The organism is Ruegeria sp. BHSC276, from assembly GCF_059612945.1.
On sequence record NZ_JBXWRP010000013.1, the window covers coordinates 39,539 to 58,133 of the forward strand.

The window sequence follows — 18,595 nt, forward strand, 5'->3', positions numbered from 1 at the left end:
TCTATTTTCCGCGATAGACCAGAAGATCCGGAAGGTAGTCGATCAGCCGGATGACCCACGAGAACGGCGCCGGAAAGTCGGTACGGAAGCGCCGGCGCGCCATTGCGCGCAGCACGCGCTGCGCGGCGTCTTCGGGCTCCATCAGCATCGGCATCTTGAAGCTGTTCTTGTCGGTCAGCCGGGTCTTGATGAACCCCGGATTGACGATGCGCACCGTCACCCCGGTTCCGGCCAGGTCATGCCGCATCGTTTCGGCCAGCGATATCAGCGCCGCCTTGCTGGACCCGTACCCGATCGCCGCAGGCAGTCCGTGATAGCCCGCCAGCGACCCGATCAGGGTAATGTCCCCGCGCCCCGCCTGCACCATGGCCGGCACGGTTTCCCCCAGAACCCGCAGCGCGCCTGAATAGTTCACGTCGCTGATGGCCAGCGCGGCTTCGGTCTGCCAGTCCTGCGCGCGCATCGGCTCATAGGCCCCGGCGTTGTAGACCAGACCGTCCACCGGGCCGATCTCGGCGACGGCGCGGCGCACCTGCGCCAGATCGGTCACGTCCAGCGGCACCGCGCGAGCATTGGGCAGCGCGGCGCAGATCTGCTCTAGCCGCTCGGCATTGCGCGCGGACAGCACAAGGTGTGCGCCCTGACCGCCCAAGGTCTCGGCGAGCGCCCTGCCCAGCCCTTCGCTGGCGCCTACGATCCAGTAGGTTTTTCGGTCAAAACTGCTCATGCCGGGCGGTTCGCATATGCCGAAGCGTGAACAGCCGCGGTTTTGGGTTGGGTTGTCTCGATCATAACATTGCTCATTACGCGGACGGGCGGGCCTCGGATCACCAACAACCGCGATTGATGCAATCCTGACGCACTGCCCACCGATCAGCGGGAATCAGGGAAAAACATGGCGCGGATTTGATCCGCTCCGGCCTACCCTGCGTATCCTATTGTAAAATGTCGCATAAAGAGGATGGCATGTTCGACGAAACCCGGGGCGTACGGAAAAAAATCGCAATTGTAGGCGCAGGCATCTCAGGATTATCAGCGGCTTATTACCTGTCAGAAAGTCACGACGTCACCCTATATGAGGCCGAACCCCGTCTGGGTGGACACGCGCGCACTGTGATGGCAGGCCGCAACGGCGACCAACCGGTCGATACCGGGTTCATCGTATTCAACTATGCCACCTATCCCTATCTGACCAAGCTGTTCGGTGAACTGGACGTGCCGGTCATGAAAAGCGAGATGAGCTTTGGCGCCACCATCGACAATGGACGCATCGAATATGGCCTGAACAACCTGCGCACCATCACCGCGCAGAAGCGCAACCTCGTGCGGCCGTCCTATTACAAGATGATCGCCGACATCCTGCGCTTTGGCAAAGAAGCGCCCGAGGCCGCTCGAGATGATGACACTACGATTGGTGAACTGGTTGACCAGATGCGATTGGGCCACTGGTTCCGCAACAACTATCTGATGCCGATGTGCGGCGCGATCTGGTCCACTCCGGTGGAGTTCGTCGATCAGTTCCCGGCGCGGTCGCTGGTGCAGTTCTTCCGCAACCACGCCTTGCTGTCCAGCAAACGCGGCGCCCAGCACCAGTGGTGGACCGTCAAGGGTGGCAGCATCGAATATGTCCGGCGGCTCGAATCCGCGTTGCGCGGCCGGGGTTGCGACATCCGCCTGGGCGCGCCGGTCTCGAGCGTCGAACGCGACGCCTTGGGCGTGACCGTTCAGGCGCAGGGACGATCGGATCAATATGACGAGATCATCCTGGCCACCCATTCCGACCAGTCGCTGGCCATTCTGGGCCAGAACGCCACCGCCGACGAGGCCGCGGCGCTAGGCGCGATCCGGTATCAGCCCAACCGCGCGGTGCTGCATTGCGATCCTAGTCAGATGCCGCGCCGCCGCGCCTGCTGGTCCAGCTGGACCTACCGCTCGCAGGCGGGGAAGGTGGGCGTGACCTACTGGATGAACCGGTTGCAGAACATCCCCGAAAGCGACCCCCTGTTCGTCACCCTGAACCCGTCCACCGACATCGCACCCGACAAGATCTATGACGAGGTGGAATTCGCCCATCCGGTGTTCGACAAGGCCGCGCTGAAAGCGCAGGGCCAGATCCGCGAGATGCAGGGCCGCAATCGGACCTGGTTCGCCGGCGCCTACAACCGGCATGGGTTCCACGAAGACGGAATCGCCAGCGCGATGCATGTGGTCGGGCTGTTGAACGGCGATCCGCAAACCATCGGAGCTGAAAATGCGAGACCTGATCCAAGCGTCGCTGTCCCAGTTACGGCCAGCCCGTAACGCAGCGATCCTGAGCCTGGTTCTGCTGGCCCCTGCCGGGCTGGCGGCCACGCCCGTCACCAACGTGCTGCCCGATGCCGAACAGCGTGGCACCGCCACCTTCCGGTTCCTCGGCCTGCCGATCTATGATGCGCAGCTGTTCACCAAAGGCGGCGGTCCGCTGAACTGGTCGCAGGATTTCGGGCTGAAGCTGACCTATCGGAAATCGCTGAAGCAAAAGGCGCTGATCGACTCCACGCTGGACGAGATGGCCCGGCAAGGCAACAGCGCCCCGATCGAGGCGCAGCTGAAAACCTGCTATCAGGCGGTCGGTGCCGGTGACAGCTATGTAGCTGTCACCAAAGGCCCCGACGCGATCGAGTTCTGGCGCAACGGGCGCAAGACCTGCACCCTGTCCCATCCGGGGATCAAGCGCAGTTTCATGTCGATCTTCCTGGGCAACAACACCCGGTCCGCCGCCTTTACGCGACAGCTGCGGGGTCAGTGATGCTGTATCCGCGTGTCAGCCTCTATGCGCTGATGCTTGCTGCGGCGGGTATCCCGCTCTACATCCACCTGCCGCGTTTCGCAGCGGTGAACCTCGGGATCGGCCTGGGCGTGATCGGCACGGTTCTGCTGCTGATCCGGCTGGTGGATCTGGTGCAAGACCCGCTGATCGGCTGGGCCATTGACCGCTGGCCCGGCGCACAGATGGGTTTTGCCGTCTTGGCCGCAGGGGGTCTGGCGGTCGGTTTTCCACTGTTGTTCTCACTGCCGCAGGGGGCGAGCGTCGGAGCCCTCGTGGCGATCCTGATCCTGCTGTTTTCCGCCTACAGCCTAGGCACCATCCTGCTTTATGGTCGCAGCGCGACGCTGGCCAAACAGGCAACGCCGCGCGAGTTGATGACCCTCGCCGCCTTTCGTGAAGGCGGGCAACTGGCCGGCGTGGTCCTGGCCGCCAGTGCTCCGGCGCTGTTCGTGGCCCTGGGCGCGGGCGCGCAGGGCTACCCGGCCTTCGGGCTGTTTCTGGGCGGGCTGGCAGTGGCCACGATGGTGCTGACATTGCCGATCTGGCGGCGCGCGCCCATCACCGGGCAGGGGCTTTCGTTCGACGGGCTGGGTCAGGCCGGGGCCCTGCGTCTGCTGGCACTGGCGCTGGTCAACAGCCTGCCGGTTGCGATCACCTCGACCCTGTTCCTGTTCTTCGTCGAGGACCGGCTACAATTGCCGGGCAAGGCCGGGCCACTGCTGATCCTGTTCTTCCTCAGCGCCGGGGCCACAGTGCCGCTCTGGGCGCGGCTCAGCAACCGGATTGGCCCGAAACAGACACTGATCATTGCGATGCCGCTGGCCATTCTGGGCTTTGTCGGCGCGGCCATGCTGGCGCCCGGCAACCTGGTCGGGTTCGCGGTGATCTGCCTGGCGTCGGGGGCGGCGCTGGGGGCGGACATGGTGGTTCTGCCGGCCATGTTCTCGGTGGTGCTGACACGCGCGGGGCTGAATGCCTCGGCCGCATTCGGCATCTGGTCTTTCGCCGGCAAACTGGGGCTGGCTCTGGCCGCATTCTTCACCCTTCCGCTGCTGGAACGCAGCGGCTTTGTGCCCGGTCAGGCGAATTCGGCGCAGGCGTTGGAAACGCTCAACCTCGCCTATGCCGTGCTGCCCTGCATCCTGAAACTCGGCGCGTTCGGAATGGTCCTGACGCTGCCTACAGAGGTACCCGCAAAATGACATTCCTCCTGATTGCCTCACTGGCCGTATTGGCCCTGATCACGGTCAAAGCCCGCCTTCTCAGCTTTCGCTCGCAATCGCCGTCGGACTATGCCGGAACCGGCCCCGATTTCTCGTTGAAGGACAATCTGAACGGGGAAATCCTGTCCGAAGGGCTGATCTATGGCCCGACTGGCAAGATGTCGAACAGCTTCGTAGCGCGGATGATCGGGGAATGGAACGGCAGTTCCGGCACTCTGACCGAGTATTTCACCTATTCGAACGGTAAGCAGATGAACCGAAAATGGTACCTGACCATGGGCGCAGGCAACAGCTTTACCGCAACCGCCGACGACATCGTCGGCGAAGGCCGCGGCGTGATCTCGGGCGCGACGGTCAAGCTGACCTATCGCATCGTTCTGCCCGAAGATGCCGGGGGCCATACCCTGGACGTCACCGACTGGATGTACCTTACCGAGAGCGGCGCGATCATGAACCGCTCGGAGATGCGCAAGTTCGGCCTGAAGGTGGCCGAGCTGGTCGCCACGATGCGCCCCGCCCCGCCAGAAAAGACAGCGCATGTGCCCGGCGCAAACGGTCATGCCCGCACCGCCGACCCGAGGACCCTGCAATGACCCGTTTCATGAAACGACTGGCCTTCGCGTGCCTGCTGCTGACGGCTGCCTGCGCCTTCAAACCAAAAGTTCCGAGCACTTTTTTGTCGGACCGCCAGCTGAACCTCGAAGAGTTCTTTTCGGGCCACACCGTGGCCTATGGGCAGTTCCAGGACGTACTGGGCAACATCCCCCGTCGGTTCACGGTCGACATCAACGGGACATGGGACGGCCAGACGCTGACCCTGGTCGAAGATTTCGTCTATGACGACGGCGCCACTGAACAGCGCATCTGGACCCTGACCAAAACTGGCGAGGATACTTGGACCGGCACCGCGCCCGGCGTTCTGGGCACCGCGTCGGGAACCGAGCGCGGCGATACGTTCAACTGGAAATACCGCATCGACCTGCCGGTGAAAGACGGAACGATGCGCGTCGATTTCGATGACTGGATGTGGCTGCTGGACGATGACCGCCTGCTGAACCGCGCCTACGTGTCGCGCTTTGGCATCCGGCTGGGCGAAGTCGTGCTGTTCTTCGAAAAGAAGTAACCACGCCACGCGGCGTCCTGGTCAGTCTTAGGAAAAAGTGGTGAGCCGTGCAGGATTCGAACCTGCGACCCACTGATTAAAAGTCAGTTGCTCTACCAACTGAGCTAACGGCCCACTCTTTTCATTGGATCGTTGTGATCCGTGGCGCTGTCTAAGGCATTTTCCCCACCGGGTACAAGCCCTTTTTTGCACCGCGTTCCGCCTGAAATCAGTGTGTTCCCGGCGTCCCGATAGGCGGCCTAATTAGGGTTGAGGCGGCGGGGGGTCAACCCCTTTTTTCAGGAATCTTCGCGCCGGGCTGGATTCATGTCTGCGGCAAGGCTATATGCCCGCCATGCAACAGCGACCCGACACTGGTTTGCCCTTCATGAAGATGCACGGGCTTGGCAATGACTTCGTCATTGTGGACGCGCGCGCGCATCCGGTGCAGATCACGCCGGCGCTGGCGCGCGGGATCGGACACCGGCAATTCGGGGTCGGATTCGACCAGCTGGCCGTCATCGAAAACGGCGAATCGGATGCGCATCTGGTGTTCTACAATGCCGACGGGTCGATCTCGGCCACCTGCGGCAACGCCACCCGCTGCATCGCCCGGTTCCTGATGCAGGAAAGCGGCAAATCCGAACTGACGCTGACCACCAGCCACGGTACGCTGCTGGCGCGGGGCGCAGGCGACGGGCTGACCTCGGTCAACATGGGGCATCCGCAGCTGGACTGGGCCGATATTCCATTGGCGGAAGAAGTGGATACGTTGGAACTGCCGATCGAAGGCGGACCGGTGGCCACCGGCATGGGCAACCCGCATTGCACCTTCTTCGTCGAAGACGCCGAGGCGATTCCGCTGGAGGAATTCGGCGCGCGCTATGAGCATCACCCGCTCTATCCGCAGCGCACCAATGTGCAAATCGCCCAGATCATCGGCCCGGATCACATCCGCATGCGGGTGTGGGAGCGCGGCGTGGGCATCACGCTGGCCTCGGGCTCGTCGTCGTGTGCCACGGCCGTGGCGGCGGCGCGGCGTGGCCTGACCGGGCGCAAGGTGCAGATCGAGCTGGACGGCGGCACCATCTGGATCGACTGGCGCGAGGACGGCGTCTGGATGACCGGCCCCACCTGCCATGTCTTCTCGGGCACGCTGACGCCCGAATTCCTGAGGACGCTGGGATGAACCCGCCGAAATTCACCACGCTGGGCTGCCGGCTCAACGCCTACGAGACCGAGGCGATGAAAGAGCTGTCGCAACAGGCCGGGCTGACGGATGCGGTGATCGTGAACACCTGCGCCGTCACCGCCGAGGCCGTGCGCAAGGCCCGGCAGGAGATCCGCAAGCTGCGCCGCGAGAACCCGAATGCGCGCCTGATCGTGACCGGCTGCGCCGCGCAGACCGAACCGCAGACCTTTGCCGAAATGGCCGAGGTCGATGCGGTGATCGGCAACACGGAAAAGATGCGCCCCGAGACCTGGAAAGGCATGGCCGCCGATTTCATCGGCGAGACCGAGACGGTTCAGGTCGACGACATCATGTCGGTCACCGAAACCGCCGGCCACCTGATCGACGGATTCGGCACCCGCTCGCGCGCCTATGTGCAGGTCCAGAACGGCTGTGACCATCGTTGCACCTTCTGCATCATCCCCTATGGCCGCGGCAACTCGCGCAGCGTCCCGGCGGGCGTGGTGGTGGACCAGATCAAGCGGCTGGTGGACCGGGGCTATAACGAGGTCGTGCTGACTGGCGTCGACCTGACATCCTGGGGGGCCGACCTGCCCGCAAGCCCCAAGCTGGGCGATCTGGTCATGCGCATCCTGAAACTGGTGCCCGATCTGCCGCGCCTGCGCATCAGCTCGATCGATTCGATCGAGGTGGACGAGAATCTGATGCAGGCCATCGCGACCGAGCCGCGCCTGATGCCGCATCTGCACCTGTCCCTGCAGCATGGCGACGACCTGATCCTGAAACGGATGAAGCGCCGCCACCTGCGCGACGATGCCATCCGATTCACCGAAGAGGTCCGCAAACTGCGCCCCGAGATCACCTTTGGCGCCGACATCATCGCGGGCTTTCCGACGGAAACCGAGGCGCATTTCCAGAACTCGCTGAAACTGGTGACCGACTGCGACCTGACCTGGCTGCACGTCTTTCCCTATTCCAAACGCGAAGGCACCCCCGCCGCGCGCATTCCGCAGCAGGTCAACGGCGCCGTCATCAAGGATCGTGCCGCGCGGCTGCGGGCGGCCGGCGACGCGCAGGTTGCCAAGCACTTGGCGGCACAGCTGGGCAAGACTCATCACATCCTGATGGAGAATCCCCACATGGGCCGGACCGAGCAGTTCACCGAGGTTTCATTCACGACTCCGCAACCCGAAGGACAGATCGTGACGGCCCGGATCACCGGACTGGATGGTCAACGGCTGACCGCCTGACCGGCGTCCCCGGTTGGGGTATCATTGGCCAGAAGCTCTTCGAAGAACACGCTGATCAACTGGGCCCGGCCATCCACACCTGCCTTGGCATAAATTGACGCGGATTGCGCGCGCACGGTTCCGACCGCTCGGTCCCGGATGCGCGCGATATCTTCGTTGTAGAACCCTTTGAGAATCAGCAGGCCAACTTCACGTTCCGCGCCGGTCAGGCCCCAGAGATCAAAGAAACCATCGATCACTTGGGCCAATTCCCCCCGTGCCACGCGCAAGCCCTGCCTTGCCTGCTCCATCCGAACCAGCAGCGCCCAGAACAACCGCAACGAAGGTTTCCAGCGCCAGATGCGTCGGGTGCCCGCCCGCATCGAAATCGAGAATGACATCGATCAGAAAGAACGTGGCACACAAGACCTGGACAATGATCATCCCGGTCAGAATCTTGGCCCGGCGCACATCCGTATCCCCGGGCCAAAGAGTTTCGAGAATGTGTTTCTTCATTTTGTCGAAATTCCATCAGGAATGTTCTTGCTTCCTGTTATCATGGCTTTGACCAAAGCAACACCGGTCCTGCGCTGGTCCAGCACAACCCCGCAGACGTGCAGTACGACCGAGACCATCAGCCAGTTGAACCCAAGCTCGTGCAGTTCTTCGACCCATTCGAACCCAAAGAACCGAACGGTGCCCATCATGATCCCCGTGATGCAGATCACAATCAGCGTGGCCCAGATGTTGTAGGCCATCCACGCCCCCAGCGGGTTGTGCGACAGGTGAACGGTCCGGTCTCCACGCAAGATCTCGCCCGTATGGGCCAGCGCGGCCCGGGGGTTGGGCGGAAACGCCGTGAACCGCGCCGTCTGGACCCCCAGAAAACCCCAGACAAGCCGCAGCAAGACAAGACCCAGGGTGGCATATCCAATGATTTCATGCAGGTCCCCTTCGGGGTCCGTGACGACCGCATTCAACAACACACCGGCCAGCACAGACCAGTGAATCACGCGCACCAACGGGTCCCAAACGTGCACCAGGCGGGCGCTGTCGCGCCCACCTTCGGCCAGGTTGAAACCGGGCATGTCCGACTTCACCCCTTGACCTTCGAGACCTTGCCGGTTGCCGGATCCACATAGACCTCGGCCATTTCGCCGTCCTTGACGACATAGGCTTCGATCTCGCCGTCTTCCTCCTCGATCTTGCGCACGTCATAGCCAAGCTCGGTCAGTGCGCTGCGCACGGCGTCTTCGGTTTTGCCAAGTTCCATGTCGGGCGCCAGATCGGCGGCCAGCGCGGGGGCGGCAACAAGCAAAGCGGCTGCGATGAAAGGGAATTTCATGTGGTGGTCTCCTCGGTTCAGGTGAACGCGCCATGCAGTCCGGCGCTAAACGGAAACTGCCGGCAGGTGGCACGCGGCACCATATTCTTTGGGCTTAGATGGCCGGGATAAGCCGACGCTGACGGCAGGAACCCGCCAACGGACCGGCAAGAAAAAGGGCCCCGCACGATGCGCGGGGCCCTTGGTGTCTTTGGTATGGTCCCTGACGGATCAGGCGGATTTCTTACCCTTGACCGGCGCCCACAGGCGCTTGTTCACCAGGTACAACAGCACCGACAGGATGGTCAGGAACAGCACGCCGACAAAGCCGGCTTGCTTGCGCTCCATCATCTTCGGCTCGGCCGTCCACATCAGGAACGCAGCAACGTCCTGTGACATGGATTCGACGGTGGCTTCGTGACCATCGGCGAATTCGACCTGATCGTCCGACAGGGGCGGGGCCATCGAGATCCAGCCGCCGGGGAAGGCAGTGTTTTCATACAGAACCGTGCCGGCCTCTTCCTTTTCCTTGCCGGTATAACCGTCCAGCAACGAGGCGATGTACTCCGCACCACCCATGCCCTTGACCAGCTGGTTGATTCCAAGACCGTAAGGCCCGTGGAAGCCCGCACGCGCCTTGGCCATCAGGCTCAGGTCTGGTGCGCCCACACCGTCATTTTCGGGGAAATGGTCTGTCGGTTTGGCCGGACGGAAATCGTCCAGCTCGGGGTCGAACACCTCAAAGGTTCCAGCCGCATAGGCGATGACTTCTTCTTCCGAGTAACCCAACGCCGTGAGATCGCGCAGCGGCACGTATTTCAGGCCGTGGCAGGCCGCGCAGACCTCGGTATAGATCTGCAGGCCGCGCTGCAGCTGGTTCTGATCCCAGGTGCCGAATGGCCCTTCGAACGAGAACGCGAAGTCTTCGATGTGCTGTTCGCCGCCCCCGGCTGCGGAAACCGCAGCAGGAGCAAGAGCGATGGCAAACGCGGCGCCGATTGCAAGTTTCTTGAACATGGTTTCCCGTCCCTCTTCTTACTCGGCCGGCGTGGCTTCGGCGTCAGCCTTGCCGTAATGCGCGTTGAAGTCTTCTTCGATGGTTTCCGGCTGCGGCTCGGGCTTCTCGATCACGCCGAGGATCGGCAGGATCACGAAGAAATAGGCGAACCAGTAGGCGGAGGCGATCAGCGAGAAGGTCGCATAGGGTTCCTCTGCGGGCATGGCTCCCAGCCACATCAGGGCGAAGAAGTCGATGACCAGAAGGTAGAACCACCATTTGAACATGGGGCGGTACTTGCCCGACCGCACACTCGAAGTGTCCAGCCAGGGCGCCAGCGCCATGGCCAGGATTGCACCGAACATCGCCAGAACACCAAAGAACTTGGCGTCGATGATGCCACCGGTGATGAAACTGGCGAACTGCACGACCCATACTTCGCTGGTGAAGGCACGCAGGATCGCGTAGAACGGCAGGAAGTACCATTCGGGCACGATGTGCGCGGGCGTAACCAGCGGGTTGGCTTCGATGTAGTTGTCCGGGTGGCCCAGGTAGTTCGGCATGAAGCCGACGATTGCCCAGAACACGACCAGCACGACGGCCAGCGCAAACAGGTCCTTGATCACGAAATAGGGCCAGAACGGCAAGGTGTCTTTCTCGGCCTCTGCTTTCGATCCACGACGAACCTCAACCCCGGTGGGGTTGTTGTTGCCGGTGGTGTGGAAGGCCCAGACATGCACGATGACCAGCCCCGCAATCACGAAGGGCAGCAGGTAATGCAGCGAGAAGAAACGGTTCAGCGTGGCGTTGTCCACGGCGGGTCCGCCCAGCAGCCAGGTCTGGATCGCGTCGCCAACGAAGGGGATCGCGCCAAACAGGCCGGTGATCACGGTTGCGCCCCAGAAGGACATCTGCCCCCAAGGCAGAACATAGCCCATGAAGGCGGTGGCCATCATCAGCAAATAGATCAGCATGCCGATGATCCAGGTCACCTCGCGCGGGGCCTTGTAGGAACCGTAGTACAGACCGCGGAAAATGTGGATATAGACGGCCACAAAGAACAGCGAGGCGCCGTTCATGTGCAGGTACCGCAACATGAAGCCGCCATTTACGTTGCGCATGATGTGTTCGATGCTGGCAAAGGCCAGATCGACATGCGGGGTGTAGTGCATCACCAGGACGATGCCAGTGATGATCTGCAGTGCCAGGCAGAAGACCAGCACAATCCCCCAGATCCACATCCAGTTCAGGTTCTTGGGTGTGGGAATCATGAGGGTGTCGTAAAGAAGCCCGACGATGGGCAGGCGGCTGTTCAGCCACTTTTCGCCCTTGGTCTTCGGCTCGTAATGGTCGTGCGGGATACCGGACATCAGCGCGCCTCCTTAACCCAGCTTGATGGTGGTTTCGTCGAGGAACTCGGCAACCGGAACATGCAGGTTCTCGGGGGCCGGGCCCTTGCGGATGCGGCCCGCGGTGTCATAGTGCGACCCGTGGCACGGGCAGAACCAGCCTTGGAAGTCGCCTGCACCGTCACCCAGCGGCACACAGCCCAGATGCGTGCACACCCCCATCATCACCAGCCATTCGCCAGCCTCGTCCAGGGTGCGGTTCTCGTCTGTGGCCGGCAGGCCCGGCTTGTTGGCGTTGCGATCGATCGGATCCGGCAACTCGTCCAGCGACACTTCGCGTGCCAGCTGGATTTCTTCTTCGGTACGGCGGCGGATGAACACCGGCTTGCCCAGCCATTTGACGGTGATCTGGGTGCCGACCTCGACACCGCTGACATCCACGCGGATCGAGGACAGCGCCTGAACGTCCGCCGAGGGGTTCATTTGGTTGATCAGGGGCCATACGGCGGCACCCGTCGCAACGACACCTGCGCCGCCGGCGGCGTAGTAGAGGAAATCTCTGCGGGTGCCTTCGTGGTCTTCTGCGTGGGACACGAGGTTTTCTCCGATTCCAGCGCCCGGCTTTCGGGCAAACATGCATCAGCACCGCATCAAAGCGGCGTCTCATCGCGGGTATCTAGCCGGGAGAAAACGGTTCGTCCAGCGGTCATAGGCGCGCACTACGCCGCATCTGGGCATTCATGTCACAATGCGGGGGTCATTTTTCAAGATCTTTGCCCCGAAACGGCGGAAATCCCTGGGTGAACGCGCGAATCACGCGGCAGGCGAATCCCGGGGCGTCGTCGCTCCGGCCGGGCGGTGATCCGGGCCCGCGCACAATGAGCGCCGGGCATCACCATACGGACCGGCAGGCCCTCAAGCATCCGGGGCAGTGGCCGACCGAGAATCCGCCAAATATTTATTTTGAAGTCATTTTTTCAACAACCATGGCGCGCATTTTGGGGTTGCGGACCAGTCAGATTTGACGCAATTCGGCGCGCGCGCGAACGCAGTGATCGAGGAGTCCCATGACATTATTCAGAACCGCCGTCCTGCTGGTCACGGTCGCCGCCACCCATCAAGCCTGGGCTGAAGGCGACCCCGCGCGCGGCGAGAAACTCTACAACCGCTGCTCGTCCTGCCACGCCATCATCAAGGATGGCGAGGTTCTGGTCAAAGGCGGCATCACGGGCCCGAATCTCTATGGCGTGGTCGGCAGAACCGCAGGAACCGAAAACGATTATCTGAACGGCAGTGAACGGCTGCCCATCGGCATGTTCACCGATGACATGATCCGCGCTGGTGAAAACGGCCTGGTCTGGACGCAAGAGAACATCGCCGCCTACGCCCGCGACCCGATCGGGTTCATCCGGGACTTCCTGAACGACGACACCGCCCGCCCGAACATGAGCGTCAAGCTGAAGCAAGGCGCCGAGGATATCGCCGCCTATCTGGCGACGTTCAGCGACTGAAACGTAATCGGATCAGACTTCGCGCATGAGGGCGGCCAGTTGACCAAGCTCGGTGCCGAACCCGGCCTGTTCGACATGCCCGGCGGCGGCCAGCCGCGCCGCCTCGGGCTTGTTCTGGTTCAGTTTCCAGGTGCCGTCGATCTGGGTGATCTGCAACCGGCAGGGCACGATCATGCGCATCATGCGCTCCAGCGCTGCCGGGTCCATCTTGTCGGCGCGCCAGAGCGGCTTGGGCTTCAGCCGCTCTTCGAAAAAGGCCGATTGCCGATCCAGAAGATCGCGCAGCCGGTCCTGGGGCTGCAATTCCAGCCGGCCAGTCAGGTGGACCGCCACGTAATTCCATGTGGGTACCTGATCCGCGACCCCGTACCAATCGGGCGAGACATAGCCGTCGGGGCCCTGAACCGCGATCCGCGCCTCCTTCGGGTCGGCCAGCGCCCGCACGATCGGGTTCGACCGCACCAGATGCAGCTCGGCCACCGCGCCATCCTCGGACAGCAGAAAGGGCACATGGCTGATCAATGGCGGGCCGTCGACCGACAGCGCCAGTACGCCGAATCCCCGACTGCGGGCAAACTCCACATGGCGCGCGCGGTCCTCGGCGCGAAAGGCTGGGTTGGGGTGCATGGCCGTCCTCCTGTCGACAGGTCTTGCAGATCGCGCGTGCGCTTGGCAAGGTCGCGCCGTTCTCAGGGCGGGGCGGAATTCCCCACCGGCGGTATGCGGGCCCAGGCCCGCCAGCCCGCGAGCGGCTCTGCCGTCCAACCGGCAGAGTGTCAGCAGATCTGGTGAGAGGCCAGAGCCGACGGTTACAGTCCGGATGAAAGAGAACGAGCAGCGCGCCCCGCCAAGGGCGCGTCTGTCCGTGATCGCCTTGGGTGACGTGTCATGCCGCGCTGGCCGCGAAACCATTCGCACCCGCCAGCAGGCCACCAAGCTGAAAGGAGATCATGATGACACACACCCGCTATGCTTTCGCCAAAGCCAACTGGCATGCCGATATCGTCGACCGCGCGCTGGACGGATTTCTGGAGTTGATCCCCGCCGATCAGGTCGATGTGTTCGACGTGCCGGGCGCGTTCGAAATGCCCCTGCTGGCCCGCGACCTGGCCCAGACGGGCCGCTATGCCGCCGTGGCCTGCGCGGCCTTTGTCGTCGATGGCGGCATCTACCGGCACGATTTCGTGGCGCAGGCCGTCGTTGACGGGCTGATGCGCGCAGGGCTCGAAAGCGGCGTACCGGTCCTGTCGGTGTCGCTGACGCCGCACCAGTACCAGGAAACCGACCATCACAACGCTATCTACCGCGCGCATTTCGTGGAAAAGGGGCGCGAGGCAGCCCGGGCGGCGCTGAAAATCATCGAAACCCGCGCCGCACTGACCCGTGCGGCCTAGGCACACTGGGTTGGGGCAGCGATGCCTCGACCGCAAATCCGCTTGAGGCGGCAGGCTCTCGCCGTTAATCACGACCCTCAAAGGAGCATGCCCCATGTCGATGAACAGCTTTGGACACCTTTTCCGCGTCACTACCTGGGGTGAAAGCCACGGCCCCGCGCTGGGCGCCACGGTCGATGGCTGCCCGCCCGGCGTCCCGATCGACGAGGGCATGATCCAGCACTGGCTGGACAAGCGCAAACCGGGCCAGAACAAGTTCACCACCCAGCGGCGCGAGCCCGATCAGGTGAGAATCCTGTCGGGCGTGTTCGAGGGCCAGACCACCGGCACCCCGGTCCAGCTGATGATCGAGAACACCGATCAACGCTCGAAGGATTACGGGGACATCATGGACAAGTTCCGCCCCGGCCATGCTGACATCACCTATTGGCAGAAATACGGCATCCGCGACTATCGCGGCGGCGGGCGCAGCTCGGCCCGCGAAACGGCGGCGCGGGTGGCCGCGGGCGGGCTGGCGCGCGAGGCGATCAAGCAGATCGCGCCCAACGTCCATATCACCGGCTACATGACCCAGATCGGCCCGCACCGGATCGACCGGACCAACTTTGATTGGGCGCAGATCGAACAGAACCCGTTCTGGACCCCAGATGCAAAAGCCGCCGAGGACTGGGCAGCCTATCTGGACGATTTGCGCAAATCCGGCAATTCGGTCGGCGCGGTGGTCGAAGTGGTGGCGCGCGGCGTCCCCGCGGGCCTCGGCGCGCCGGTCTATGGCAAGCTCGACACCGATCTGGCCGCGGCGATGATGTCGATCAACGCTGTCAAGGGCGTGGAAATCGGCGAAGGCATGGCCGCCGCCGAGCTGACCGGTGAGGCCAATGCCGACGAGATCTTCATGGGCCAGGACGGCCCGCAATACAGCTCGAACCACGCGGGCGGCATCTTGGGCGGCATCTCGACCGGGCAGGACATCGTGGTACGTTTCGCGGTCAAGCCCACCTCGTCGATCCTGACCACGCGCAAGACCATCACCAAATCGGGCGAAGAGACCGAGATCATCACCAAGGGCCGCCACGACCCCTGCGTCGGCATCCGCGCCGTGCCGGTGGGCGAAGCGATGATGGCCTGCGTGATCTTGGACCACCTGCTGCTGCATCGCGGCCAGATCGGTGAAAACCGTGGACGGATTGGCTGAGCTGCGCGACCGTCTGCGCGCGGTCGTCGCGCAGCGGATGATCACCGACCCGGCCCATGACCTGGCCCATCTGGACCGTGTCTGGGTCAATGCCCGCGCCATCGCCGATGTGCAAACCGACAGGACCGTGCTGCTAGCGGCCTGCTATCTGCACGATCTGGTCAACCTGCCCAAGAACGATCCCGACCGACACCTGGCCTCGCGCCAGTCGGCTGCGGACTCCGAGCCTGTTTTGCGGGATCTGGGCCTGAGCGATGCCCAGATCGCCGCCATACGCCACGCGATCGAGGCGCACAGTTTTTCCGCCAACATCCCGCCCGAGACGCCCGAGGCGCGCATCCTGCGCGATGCCGACCGGCTGGATGCGCTGGGCGCCATCGGGATCGCGCGGAATTTCTCGGTGTCCGGCGCTTTGGGGCGGACGCTCTATGATCCGGCCGATCCGTTCGCATCGCACCGGCCGCTGGACGATCTGCACTATTCGATCGACCACTGGAAGGTGAAGCTGCTGGCCCTGCCCGACGACATGCTGACCGAGGCCGGACGGCAGATCGCGCAGCAACGGGTCCGGCGCATGATCCGGTTTCTGACCGAATTCGCCGAAGAGATCGGCAGCCCCCTGCCCGACAGCTGGACACGCCCCAATCCGACCCGTTGATCTTTGCCGCGCAAAGGCGCAGGGTCGCGCCGATGGCCCAATCCCTGACCTCTCACCGCCCCGTGCTTGCCGTGACGCTGAAACTCAGCGCCCTGTTCCTGTTCACGGCGATGTCGGCGCTGGTCAAGGCGCTGTCGGCCGATTTCCCGCCGGGCCAGATGGTATTTTTCCGTTCCTTGTTCGCGGTGCCGGTGATCGTGGCCTGGCTGATCTCGCGCGGGGAACTCGCGCAGGGCTTTGTCGTCAGGAAGCCCATGGGCCATTTCTGGCGAGGAGTGCTGGGCACCACCGCCATGGGTCTGACCTTTACCGGGCTCAGCCTGCTGCCCCTGCCCGAGGTTACGGCGATCGGCTATGCCACCCCTATCTTCACCCTGATCCTGGCGGCGCTGCTGCTGGGCGAGCGCATCCGCCTGATCCGCATCGGCGCGGTGGCGATCGGGCTTTTGGGCGTGCTGATCATGATCTGGCCGCGGCTGGGCTCGGCCGATCTGGGCACTGGCGCCACGATCGGCGCGCTGTGCGTGCTGGGCGCGACCGTGGCCCGCGGCTTCGTGCAGATCCACATTCGGCAATTGGTGCAGGTCGACCACCCCGCCGCGATCGTCTTCTATTTCTCGATGACCGCCACGCTGCTGTCGGCGCTGACCGTGTTCTGGGGCTGGACCGCGCCCACCCTGAACCAGCTGCTGATCCTGATCACGATGGGGTTGATCGGCGGCGTCGCGCAGATTCTGGTGACCTCGTCCTACCGGTTCGGGCAGGCCTCGATGCTGGCGCCCTATGACTATACATCGATGCTGTTTGCCATCTTCATCGGCTATGTCTGGTTTGACGAACTGCCGACCCTGGCGATCCTGCTGGGGGCGGCGCTGGTGATCGCCGGCAATGCGGTGGTGATCTGGCGCGAACACCAGCTGGGTCTGGAACGCGGCAAGGCGCGGTCGCTGACCGATCACAAACCCTGACTTTACCTTTCGCGCCCATCGCCTAGGTTGGCGCGGACAATCAACGAGGTTTTGCCATGAGCGACGCACAGGACCACAAACAGAAGATGCAACAGGTGCAGACCCAGCACCGCAAAAAAGTGTCCGAGGCCGTGGATCCCGGCCGCGGGCTGGTGCTGATCAACACCGGCAAGGGCAAGGGCAAATCCTCGGCCGCGTTCGGCGTGGTGATCCGCGCATTGGGCTGGGGCCAGAAGGTCGCCGTGGTGCAGTTCATCAAGGGCAAATGGAAGACTGGCGAGCGGCGGTTCTTCGAAGACCGCGATCTGGTCACCTGGCATACGATGGGCGAAGGCTTCACCTGGGACACCCAGGACCGCGACCGCGACATTGCCGCCGCGACCGCCGCCTTCGATAAGGCGCGCGACCTGATGGCCAGCGGCGACTATGACCTTGTGGTGCTGGACGAGATCAACATCGCTCTGCGCTATGAATATCTGTCGGTGGACGCGGTGATCGAGGGGCTGAAGGCCCGCTCAAACCGCACCAGCGTGTTCCTGACCGGGCGCGACGCGCCGCAGGCGCTGCGCGATTATGCCGATCTGGTCACCGAAATGACCGAGGAAAAGCACCCGTTTCAGGCCGGTATCAAGGCCCAGCGTGGCATCGATTTCTGAATATTTCGACGCGAAAGAAAAAACGGACGCCCGTCAACGGCGCCCGTTTTTCGTATGCGTCAGCTGCGGACCAGCTGTTCGTAATCGTTGGCGATTTCGCGGGTCAGGTCGCCGACCTCGAAGGTGTACTCGCCGATCTGGCCCACCGGCGTGACCTCGGCCGCGGTGCCGGTCAACCAGCACTGTTCGAAATCGGCCATCTCCTCGGGCAGGATGTGGCGTTCGTGTACGGTGATGCCTTTGTCTTTCAGCATCTGGATCACCGTCTGGCGGGTGATGCCGTTCAGGAAGCAGTCGGCCAGCGGCGTATGCACTTCGCCATCCTTGACGAAGAACACGTTGGCACCGGTCGCCTCGGCCACATAGCCGCGGTAATCCATGAACAAGGCATCGGAACAGCCCTTGACCTCGGCCTTGTGCTTGGAGATGGTGCAGATCATGTACAGCCCCGCCGCCTTGGCATGGACCGGGATGGTTTCCGGGCTGGGCCGCTTCCACTCGGCGATGTCCAGCTTGGCGCCCTGCATCTTGGCATCGCCATAATAGGCGCCCCAGGGCCAGACCGCGATGGCCATGCGCACCGGGTTGCGCGCCGAGGCTACGCCCATATCCTCGCCCGAGCCGCGCCAGACCAGCGCGCGCACGTAGGCGTCCTTGAGGCCGCTTTTCTCGAGCGTTTCGGCCTTGGCTACCTCGATCTGATCAACCGTGTAAGGCATCGGCATGTCCAGCGCCTCGGCCGATTTGATCAACCGCTCGGAATGTTCGCGGCTTTTGAAGATCTTGCCGTTATAGGCACGCTCGCCCTCGAAGACCGAGCTGGCATAGTGCATCGCATGGGTCAGGACATGCACCTTGGCATCGCGCCAGGGCACAAATTCGCCATCCATCCAGATGACACCGTCACGATCGTCATATCCCGCCATCCGAAACCTCCTGACCCGGGTCACATTTCCGATTGTTGCGCCACTTAGGTCCGACCCGGACA

Annotated in this window: 22 protein-coding genes, 1 tRNA gene and 1 riboswitch; of the genes, 13 read left to right on the forward strand and 10 right to left on the reverse strand. The window is 63.1% G+C overall.

Translation table 11 applies throughout. From position 1 onward, the window contains the following. Position 1: 1 nt before the first annotated feature. The gene (locus tag AC2FMD_RS17650) at positions 2 to 727 is read right to left on the reverse strand and encodes an SDR family NAD(P)-dependent oxidoreductase (protein ID WP_496742487.1); all 726 of its coding nucleotides are present in this window, start codon (positions 725 to 727) and stop codon (positions 2 to 4) included. Between the two features lie 239 nt (positions 728 to 966). Here AC2FMD_RS17650 and AC2FMD_RS17655 point away from each other — a divergent pair, with 239 nt between their 5' ends. From AC2FMD_RS17655 to AC2FMD_RS17675, 5 genes are read left to right on the forward strand one after another with little or no spacing between them, the layout of a single operon-like run. Continuing rightward, on the forward strand, positions 967 to 2,301 hold the full coding sequence (locus AC2FMD_RS17655) for an NAD(P)/FAD-dependent oxidoreductase (RefSeq protein WP_496712382.1): 1,335 nt from the start codon (positions 967 to 969) through the stop codon (positions 2,299 to 2,301). Further along, positions 2,252 to 2,788, forward strand: coding sequence for a hypothetical protein (locus AC2FMD_RS17660; protein ID WP_496680094.1), 537 nt, complete (start codon positions 2,252 to 2,254; stop codon positions 2,786 to 2,788). Before AC2FMD_RS17655 ends, AC2FMD_RS17660 begins: the two co-directional genes overlap by 50 nt. After that, the gene (locus AC2FMD_RS17665; RefSeq protein ID WP_496742486.1) at positions 2,788 to 4,011 is read left to right on the forward strand and encodes an MFS transporter; all 1,224 of its coding nucleotides are present in this window, start codon (positions 2,788 to 2,790) and stop codon (positions 4,009 to 4,011) included. Before AC2FMD_RS17660 ends, AC2FMD_RS17665 begins: the two co-directional genes overlap by 1 nt. Then, the gene (locus tag AC2FMD_RS17670; protein WP_496742485.1) at positions 4,008 to 4,625 is read left to right on the forward strand and encodes a DUF3833 domain-containing protein; all 618 of its coding nucleotides are present in this window, start codon (positions 4,008 to 4,010) and stop codon (positions 4,623 to 4,625) included. Before AC2FMD_RS17665 ends, AC2FMD_RS17670 begins: the two co-directional genes overlap by 4 nt. 8 nt (positions 4,626 to 4,633) lie before the next feature. Further along, positions 4,634 to 5,155 carry a DUF3833 family protein gene (locus tag AC2FMD_RS17675; protein WP_496742520.1) on the forward strand — a complete coding sequence of 174 codons (522 nt, stop codon included), beginning with the start codon at positions 4,634 to 4,636 and terminating at the stop codon, positions 5,153 to 5,155. Between the two features lie 38 nt (positions 5,156 to 5,193). Here the strand turns inward: AC2FMD_RS17675 and AC2FMD_RS17680 are convergent. Further along, positions 5,194 to 5,269 (reverse strand) — tRNA-Lys (locus AC2FMD_RS17680). A 211-nt stretch (positions 5,270 to 5,480) separates the two neighbouring features. Here AC2FMD_RS17680 and dapF point away from each other — a divergent pair. After that, the gene (gene dapF, locus AC2FMD_RS17685) at positions 5,481 to 6,323 is read left to right on the forward strand and encodes a diaminopimelate epimerase (RefSeq protein ID WP_496742484.1); all 843 of its coding nucleotides are present in this window, start codon (positions 5,481 to 5,483) and stop codon (positions 6,321 to 6,323) included. After that, positions 6,320 to 7,576, forward strand: coding sequence for a tRNA (N(6)-L-threonylcarbamoyladenosine(37)-C(2))-methylthiotransferase MtaB (gene mtaB / locus AC2FMD_RS17690; protein ID WP_496742483.1), 1,257 nt, complete (start codon positions 6,320 to 6,322; stop codon positions 7,574 to 7,576). The genes dapF and mtaB overlap by 4 nt, the downstream gene beginning before the upstream one ends. Here mtaB and AC2FMD_RS17695 read toward each other — a convergent pair. From AC2FMD_RS17695 to petA, 6 genes are all read right to left on the reverse strand, one after another. After that, entirely contained in the window at positions 7,558 to 7,956 is a 399-nt protein-coding gene (locus AC2FMD_RS17695; RefSeq protein WP_496795297.1) for a helix-turn-helix transcriptional regulator, read from the reverse strand. The two genes, mtaB and AC2FMD_RS17695, sit on opposite strands and share 19 nt — an antisense overlap. Before the next feature lie 111 nt (positions 7,957 to 8,067). Further along, entirely contained in the window at positions 8,068 to 8,643 is a 576-nt protein-coding gene (locus tag AC2FMD_RS17700) for a cytochrome b/b6 domain-containing protein (RefSeq protein WP_496712372.1), read from the reverse strand. 8 nt (positions 8,644 to 8,651) lie between these two features. Next, entirely contained in the window at positions 8,652 to 8,900 is a 249-nt protein-coding gene (locus AC2FMD_RS17705) for a PepSY domain-containing protein (RefSeq protein ID WP_496689457.1), read from the reverse strand. 210 nt (positions 8,901 to 9,110) lie between these two features. Further along, entirely contained in the window at positions 9,111 to 9,896 is a 786-nt protein-coding gene (locus AC2FMD_RS17710) for a cytochrome c1 (RefSeq protein WP_496680110.1), read from the reverse strand. An 18-nt stretch (positions 9,897 to 9,914) separates the two neighbouring features. Then, entirely contained in the window at positions 9,915 to 11,246 is a 1,332-nt protein-coding gene (gene petB / locus AC2FMD_RS17715; protein ID WP_496689455.1) for a cytochrome b, read from the reverse strand. A gap of 12 nt (positions 11,247 to 11,258) precedes the next feature. Beyond that, positions 11,259 to 11,819: a ubiquinol-cytochrome c reductase iron-sulfur subunit gene (gene petA / locus AC2FMD_RS17720; protein ID WP_496680112.1), complete on the reverse strand. Its 561-nt coding sequence runs from the start codon at positions 11,817 to 11,819 to the stop codon at positions 11,259 to 11,261. 473 nt (positions 11,820 to 12,292) lie between these two features. Here petA and AC2FMD_RS17725 point away from each other — a divergent pair, with 473 nt between their 5' ends. Beyond that, positions 12,293 to 12,736 (forward strand): c-type cytochrome, encoded by a 444-nt coding sequence (locus tag AC2FMD_RS17725; protein WP_496711062.1) that lies wholly within the window; start codon positions 12,293 to 12,295, stop codon positions 12,734 to 12,736. A gap of 12 nt (positions 12,737 to 12,748) precedes the next feature. Here AC2FMD_RS17725 and AC2FMD_RS17730 read toward each other — a convergent pair whose 3' ends face one another. Then, on the reverse strand, positions 12,749 to 13,363 hold the full coding sequence (locus tag AC2FMD_RS17730) for an FMN-binding negative transcriptional regulator (RefSeq protein ID WP_496742481.1): 615 nt from the start codon (positions 13,361 to 13,363) through the stop codon (positions 12,749 to 12,751). Between the two features lie 54 nt (positions 13,364 to 13,417). Then, a riboswitch (FMN riboswitch) is annotated at positions 13,418 to 13,572 on the forward strand. 117 nt (positions 13,573 to 13,689) lie between these two features. Here AC2FMD_RS17730 and AC2FMD_RS17735 point away from each other — a divergent pair. The 5 genes from AC2FMD_RS17735 (at position 13,690) to cobO (ending at position 17,607) form a co-directional block, all read left to right on the forward strand. Continuing rightward, positions 13,690 to 14,130 carry a 6,7-dimethyl-8-ribityllumazine synthase gene (locus tag AC2FMD_RS17735; protein ID WP_496742480.1) on the forward strand — a complete coding sequence of 147 codons (441 nt, stop codon included), beginning with the start codon at positions 13,690 to 13,692 and terminating at the stop codon, positions 14,128 to 14,130. A gap of 94 nt (positions 14,131 to 14,224) precedes the next feature. After that, positions 14,225 to 15,325, forward strand: coding sequence for a chorismate synthase (gene aroC, locus AC2FMD_RS17740; RefSeq protein ID WP_496742479.1), 1,101 nt, complete (start codon positions 14,225 to 14,227; stop codon positions 15,323 to 15,325). After that, positions 15,309 to 15,983 carry an HD domain-containing protein gene (locus AC2FMD_RS17745; protein WP_496742478.1) on the forward strand — a complete coding sequence of 225 codons (675 nt, stop codon included), beginning with the start codon at positions 15,309 to 15,311 and terminating at the stop codon, positions 15,981 to 15,983. Before aroC ends, AC2FMD_RS17745 begins: the two co-directional genes overlap by 17 nt. A 32-nt stretch (positions 15,984 to 16,015) precedes the next feature. Continuing rightward, the gene (locus AC2FMD_RS17750) at positions 16,016 to 16,951 is read left to right on the forward strand and encodes a DMT family transporter (protein WP_496680121.1); all 936 of its coding nucleotides are present in this window, start codon (positions 16,016 to 16,018) and stop codon (positions 16,949 to 16,951) included. 56 nt (positions 16,952 to 17,007) lie between these two features. Further along, on the forward strand, positions 17,008 to 17,607 hold the full coding sequence (gene cobO, locus AC2FMD_RS17755) for a cob(I)yrinic acid a,c-diamide adenosyltransferase (RefSeq protein WP_496795298.1): 600 nt from the start codon (positions 17,008 to 17,010) through the stop codon (positions 17,605 to 17,607). A gap of 59 nt (positions 17,608 to 17,666) precedes the next feature. Here the strand turns inward: cobO and AC2FMD_RS17760 are convergent, their stop codons facing one another. Beyond that, positions 17,667 to 18,533 carry a branched-chain amino acid aminotransferase gene (locus AC2FMD_RS17760; protein ID WP_496795299.1) on the reverse strand — a complete coding sequence of 289 codons (867 nt, stop codon included), beginning with the start codon at positions 18,531 to 18,533 and terminating at the stop codon, positions 17,667 to 17,669. Positions 18,534 to 18,595 lie beyond the last annotated feature (62 nt).

Coding starts and splice junctions, on each gene's coding strand:
- AC2FMD_RS17650 (WP_496742487.1), bottom strand. CDS start 727: ATGAGCAGTTTTGACCGAAAAACCTACTGGATCGTAGGCGCCAGCGAA.
- AC2FMD_RS17655 (WP_496712382.1), top strand. CDS start 967: ATGTTCGACGAAACCCGGGGCGTACGGAAAAAAATCGCAATTGTAGGC.
- AC2FMD_RS17660 (WP_496680094.1), top strand. CDS start 2,252: ATGCGAGACCTGATCCAAGCGTCGCTGTCCCAGTTACGGCCAGCCCGT.
- AC2FMD_RS17665 (WP_496742486.1), top strand. CDS start 2,788: ATGCTGTATCCGCGTGTCAGCCTCTATGCGCTGATGCTTGCTGCGGCG.
- AC2FMD_RS17670 (WP_496742485.1), top strand. CDS start 4,008: ATGACATTCCTCCTGATTGCCTCACTGGCCGTATTGGCCCTGATCACG.
- AC2FMD_RS17675 (WP_496742520.1), top strand. CDS start 4,634: ATGAAACGACTGGCCTTCGCGTGCCTGCTGCTGACGGCTGCCTGCGCC.
- dapF (WP_496742484.1), top strand. CDS start 5,481: ATGCCCGCCATGCAACAGCGACCCGACACTGGTTTGCCCTTCATGAAG.
- mtaB (WP_496742483.1), top strand. CDS start 6,320: ATGAACCCGCCGAAATTCACCACGCTGGGCTGCCGGCTCAACGCCTAC.
- AC2FMD_RS17695 (WP_496795297.1), bottom strand. CDS start 7,956: ATGTCATTCTCGATTTCGATGCGGGCGGGCACCCGACGCATCTGGCGC.
- AC2FMD_RS17700 (WP_496712372.1), bottom strand. CDS start 8,643: ATGCCCGGTTTCAACCTGGCCGAAGGTGGGCGCGACAGCGCCCGCCTG.
- AC2FMD_RS17705 (WP_496689457.1), bottom strand. CDS start 8,900: ATGAAATTCCCTTTCATCGCAGCCGCTTTGCTTGTTGCCGCCCCCGCG.
- AC2FMD_RS17710 (WP_496680110.1), bottom strand. CDS start 9,896: ATGTTCAAGAAACTTGCAATCGGCGCCGCGTTTGCCATCGCTCTTGCT.
- petB (WP_496689455.1), bottom strand. CDS start 11,246: ATGTCCGGTATCCCGCACGACCATTACGAGCCGAAGACCAAGGGCGAA.
- AC2FMD_RS17725 (WP_496711062.1), top strand. CDS start 12,293: ATGACATTATTCAGAACCGCCGTCCTGCTGGTCACGGTCGCCGCCACC.
- AC2FMD_RS17730 (WP_496742481.1), bottom strand. CDS start 13,363: ATGCACCCCAACCCAGCCTTTCGCGCCGAGGACCGCGCGCGCCATGTG.
- AC2FMD_RS17735 (WP_496742480.1), top strand. CDS start 13,690: ATGACACACACCCGCTATGCTTTCGCCAAAGCCAACTGGCATGCCGAT.
- aroC (WP_496742479.1), top strand. CDS start 14,225: ATGTCGATGAACAGCTTTGGACACCTTTTCCGCGTCACTACCTGGGGT.
- AC2FMD_RS17750 (WP_496680121.1), top strand. CDS start 16,016: ATGGCCCAATCCCTGACCTCTCACCGCCCCGTGCTTGCCGTGACGCTG.
- cobO (WP_496795298.1), top strand. CDS start 17,008: ATGAGCGACGCACAGGACCACAAACAGAAGATGCAACAGGTGCAGACC.
- AC2FMD_RS17760 (WP_496795299.1), bottom strand. CDS start 18,533: ATGGCGGGATATGACGATCGTGACGGTGTCATCTGGATGGATGGCGAA.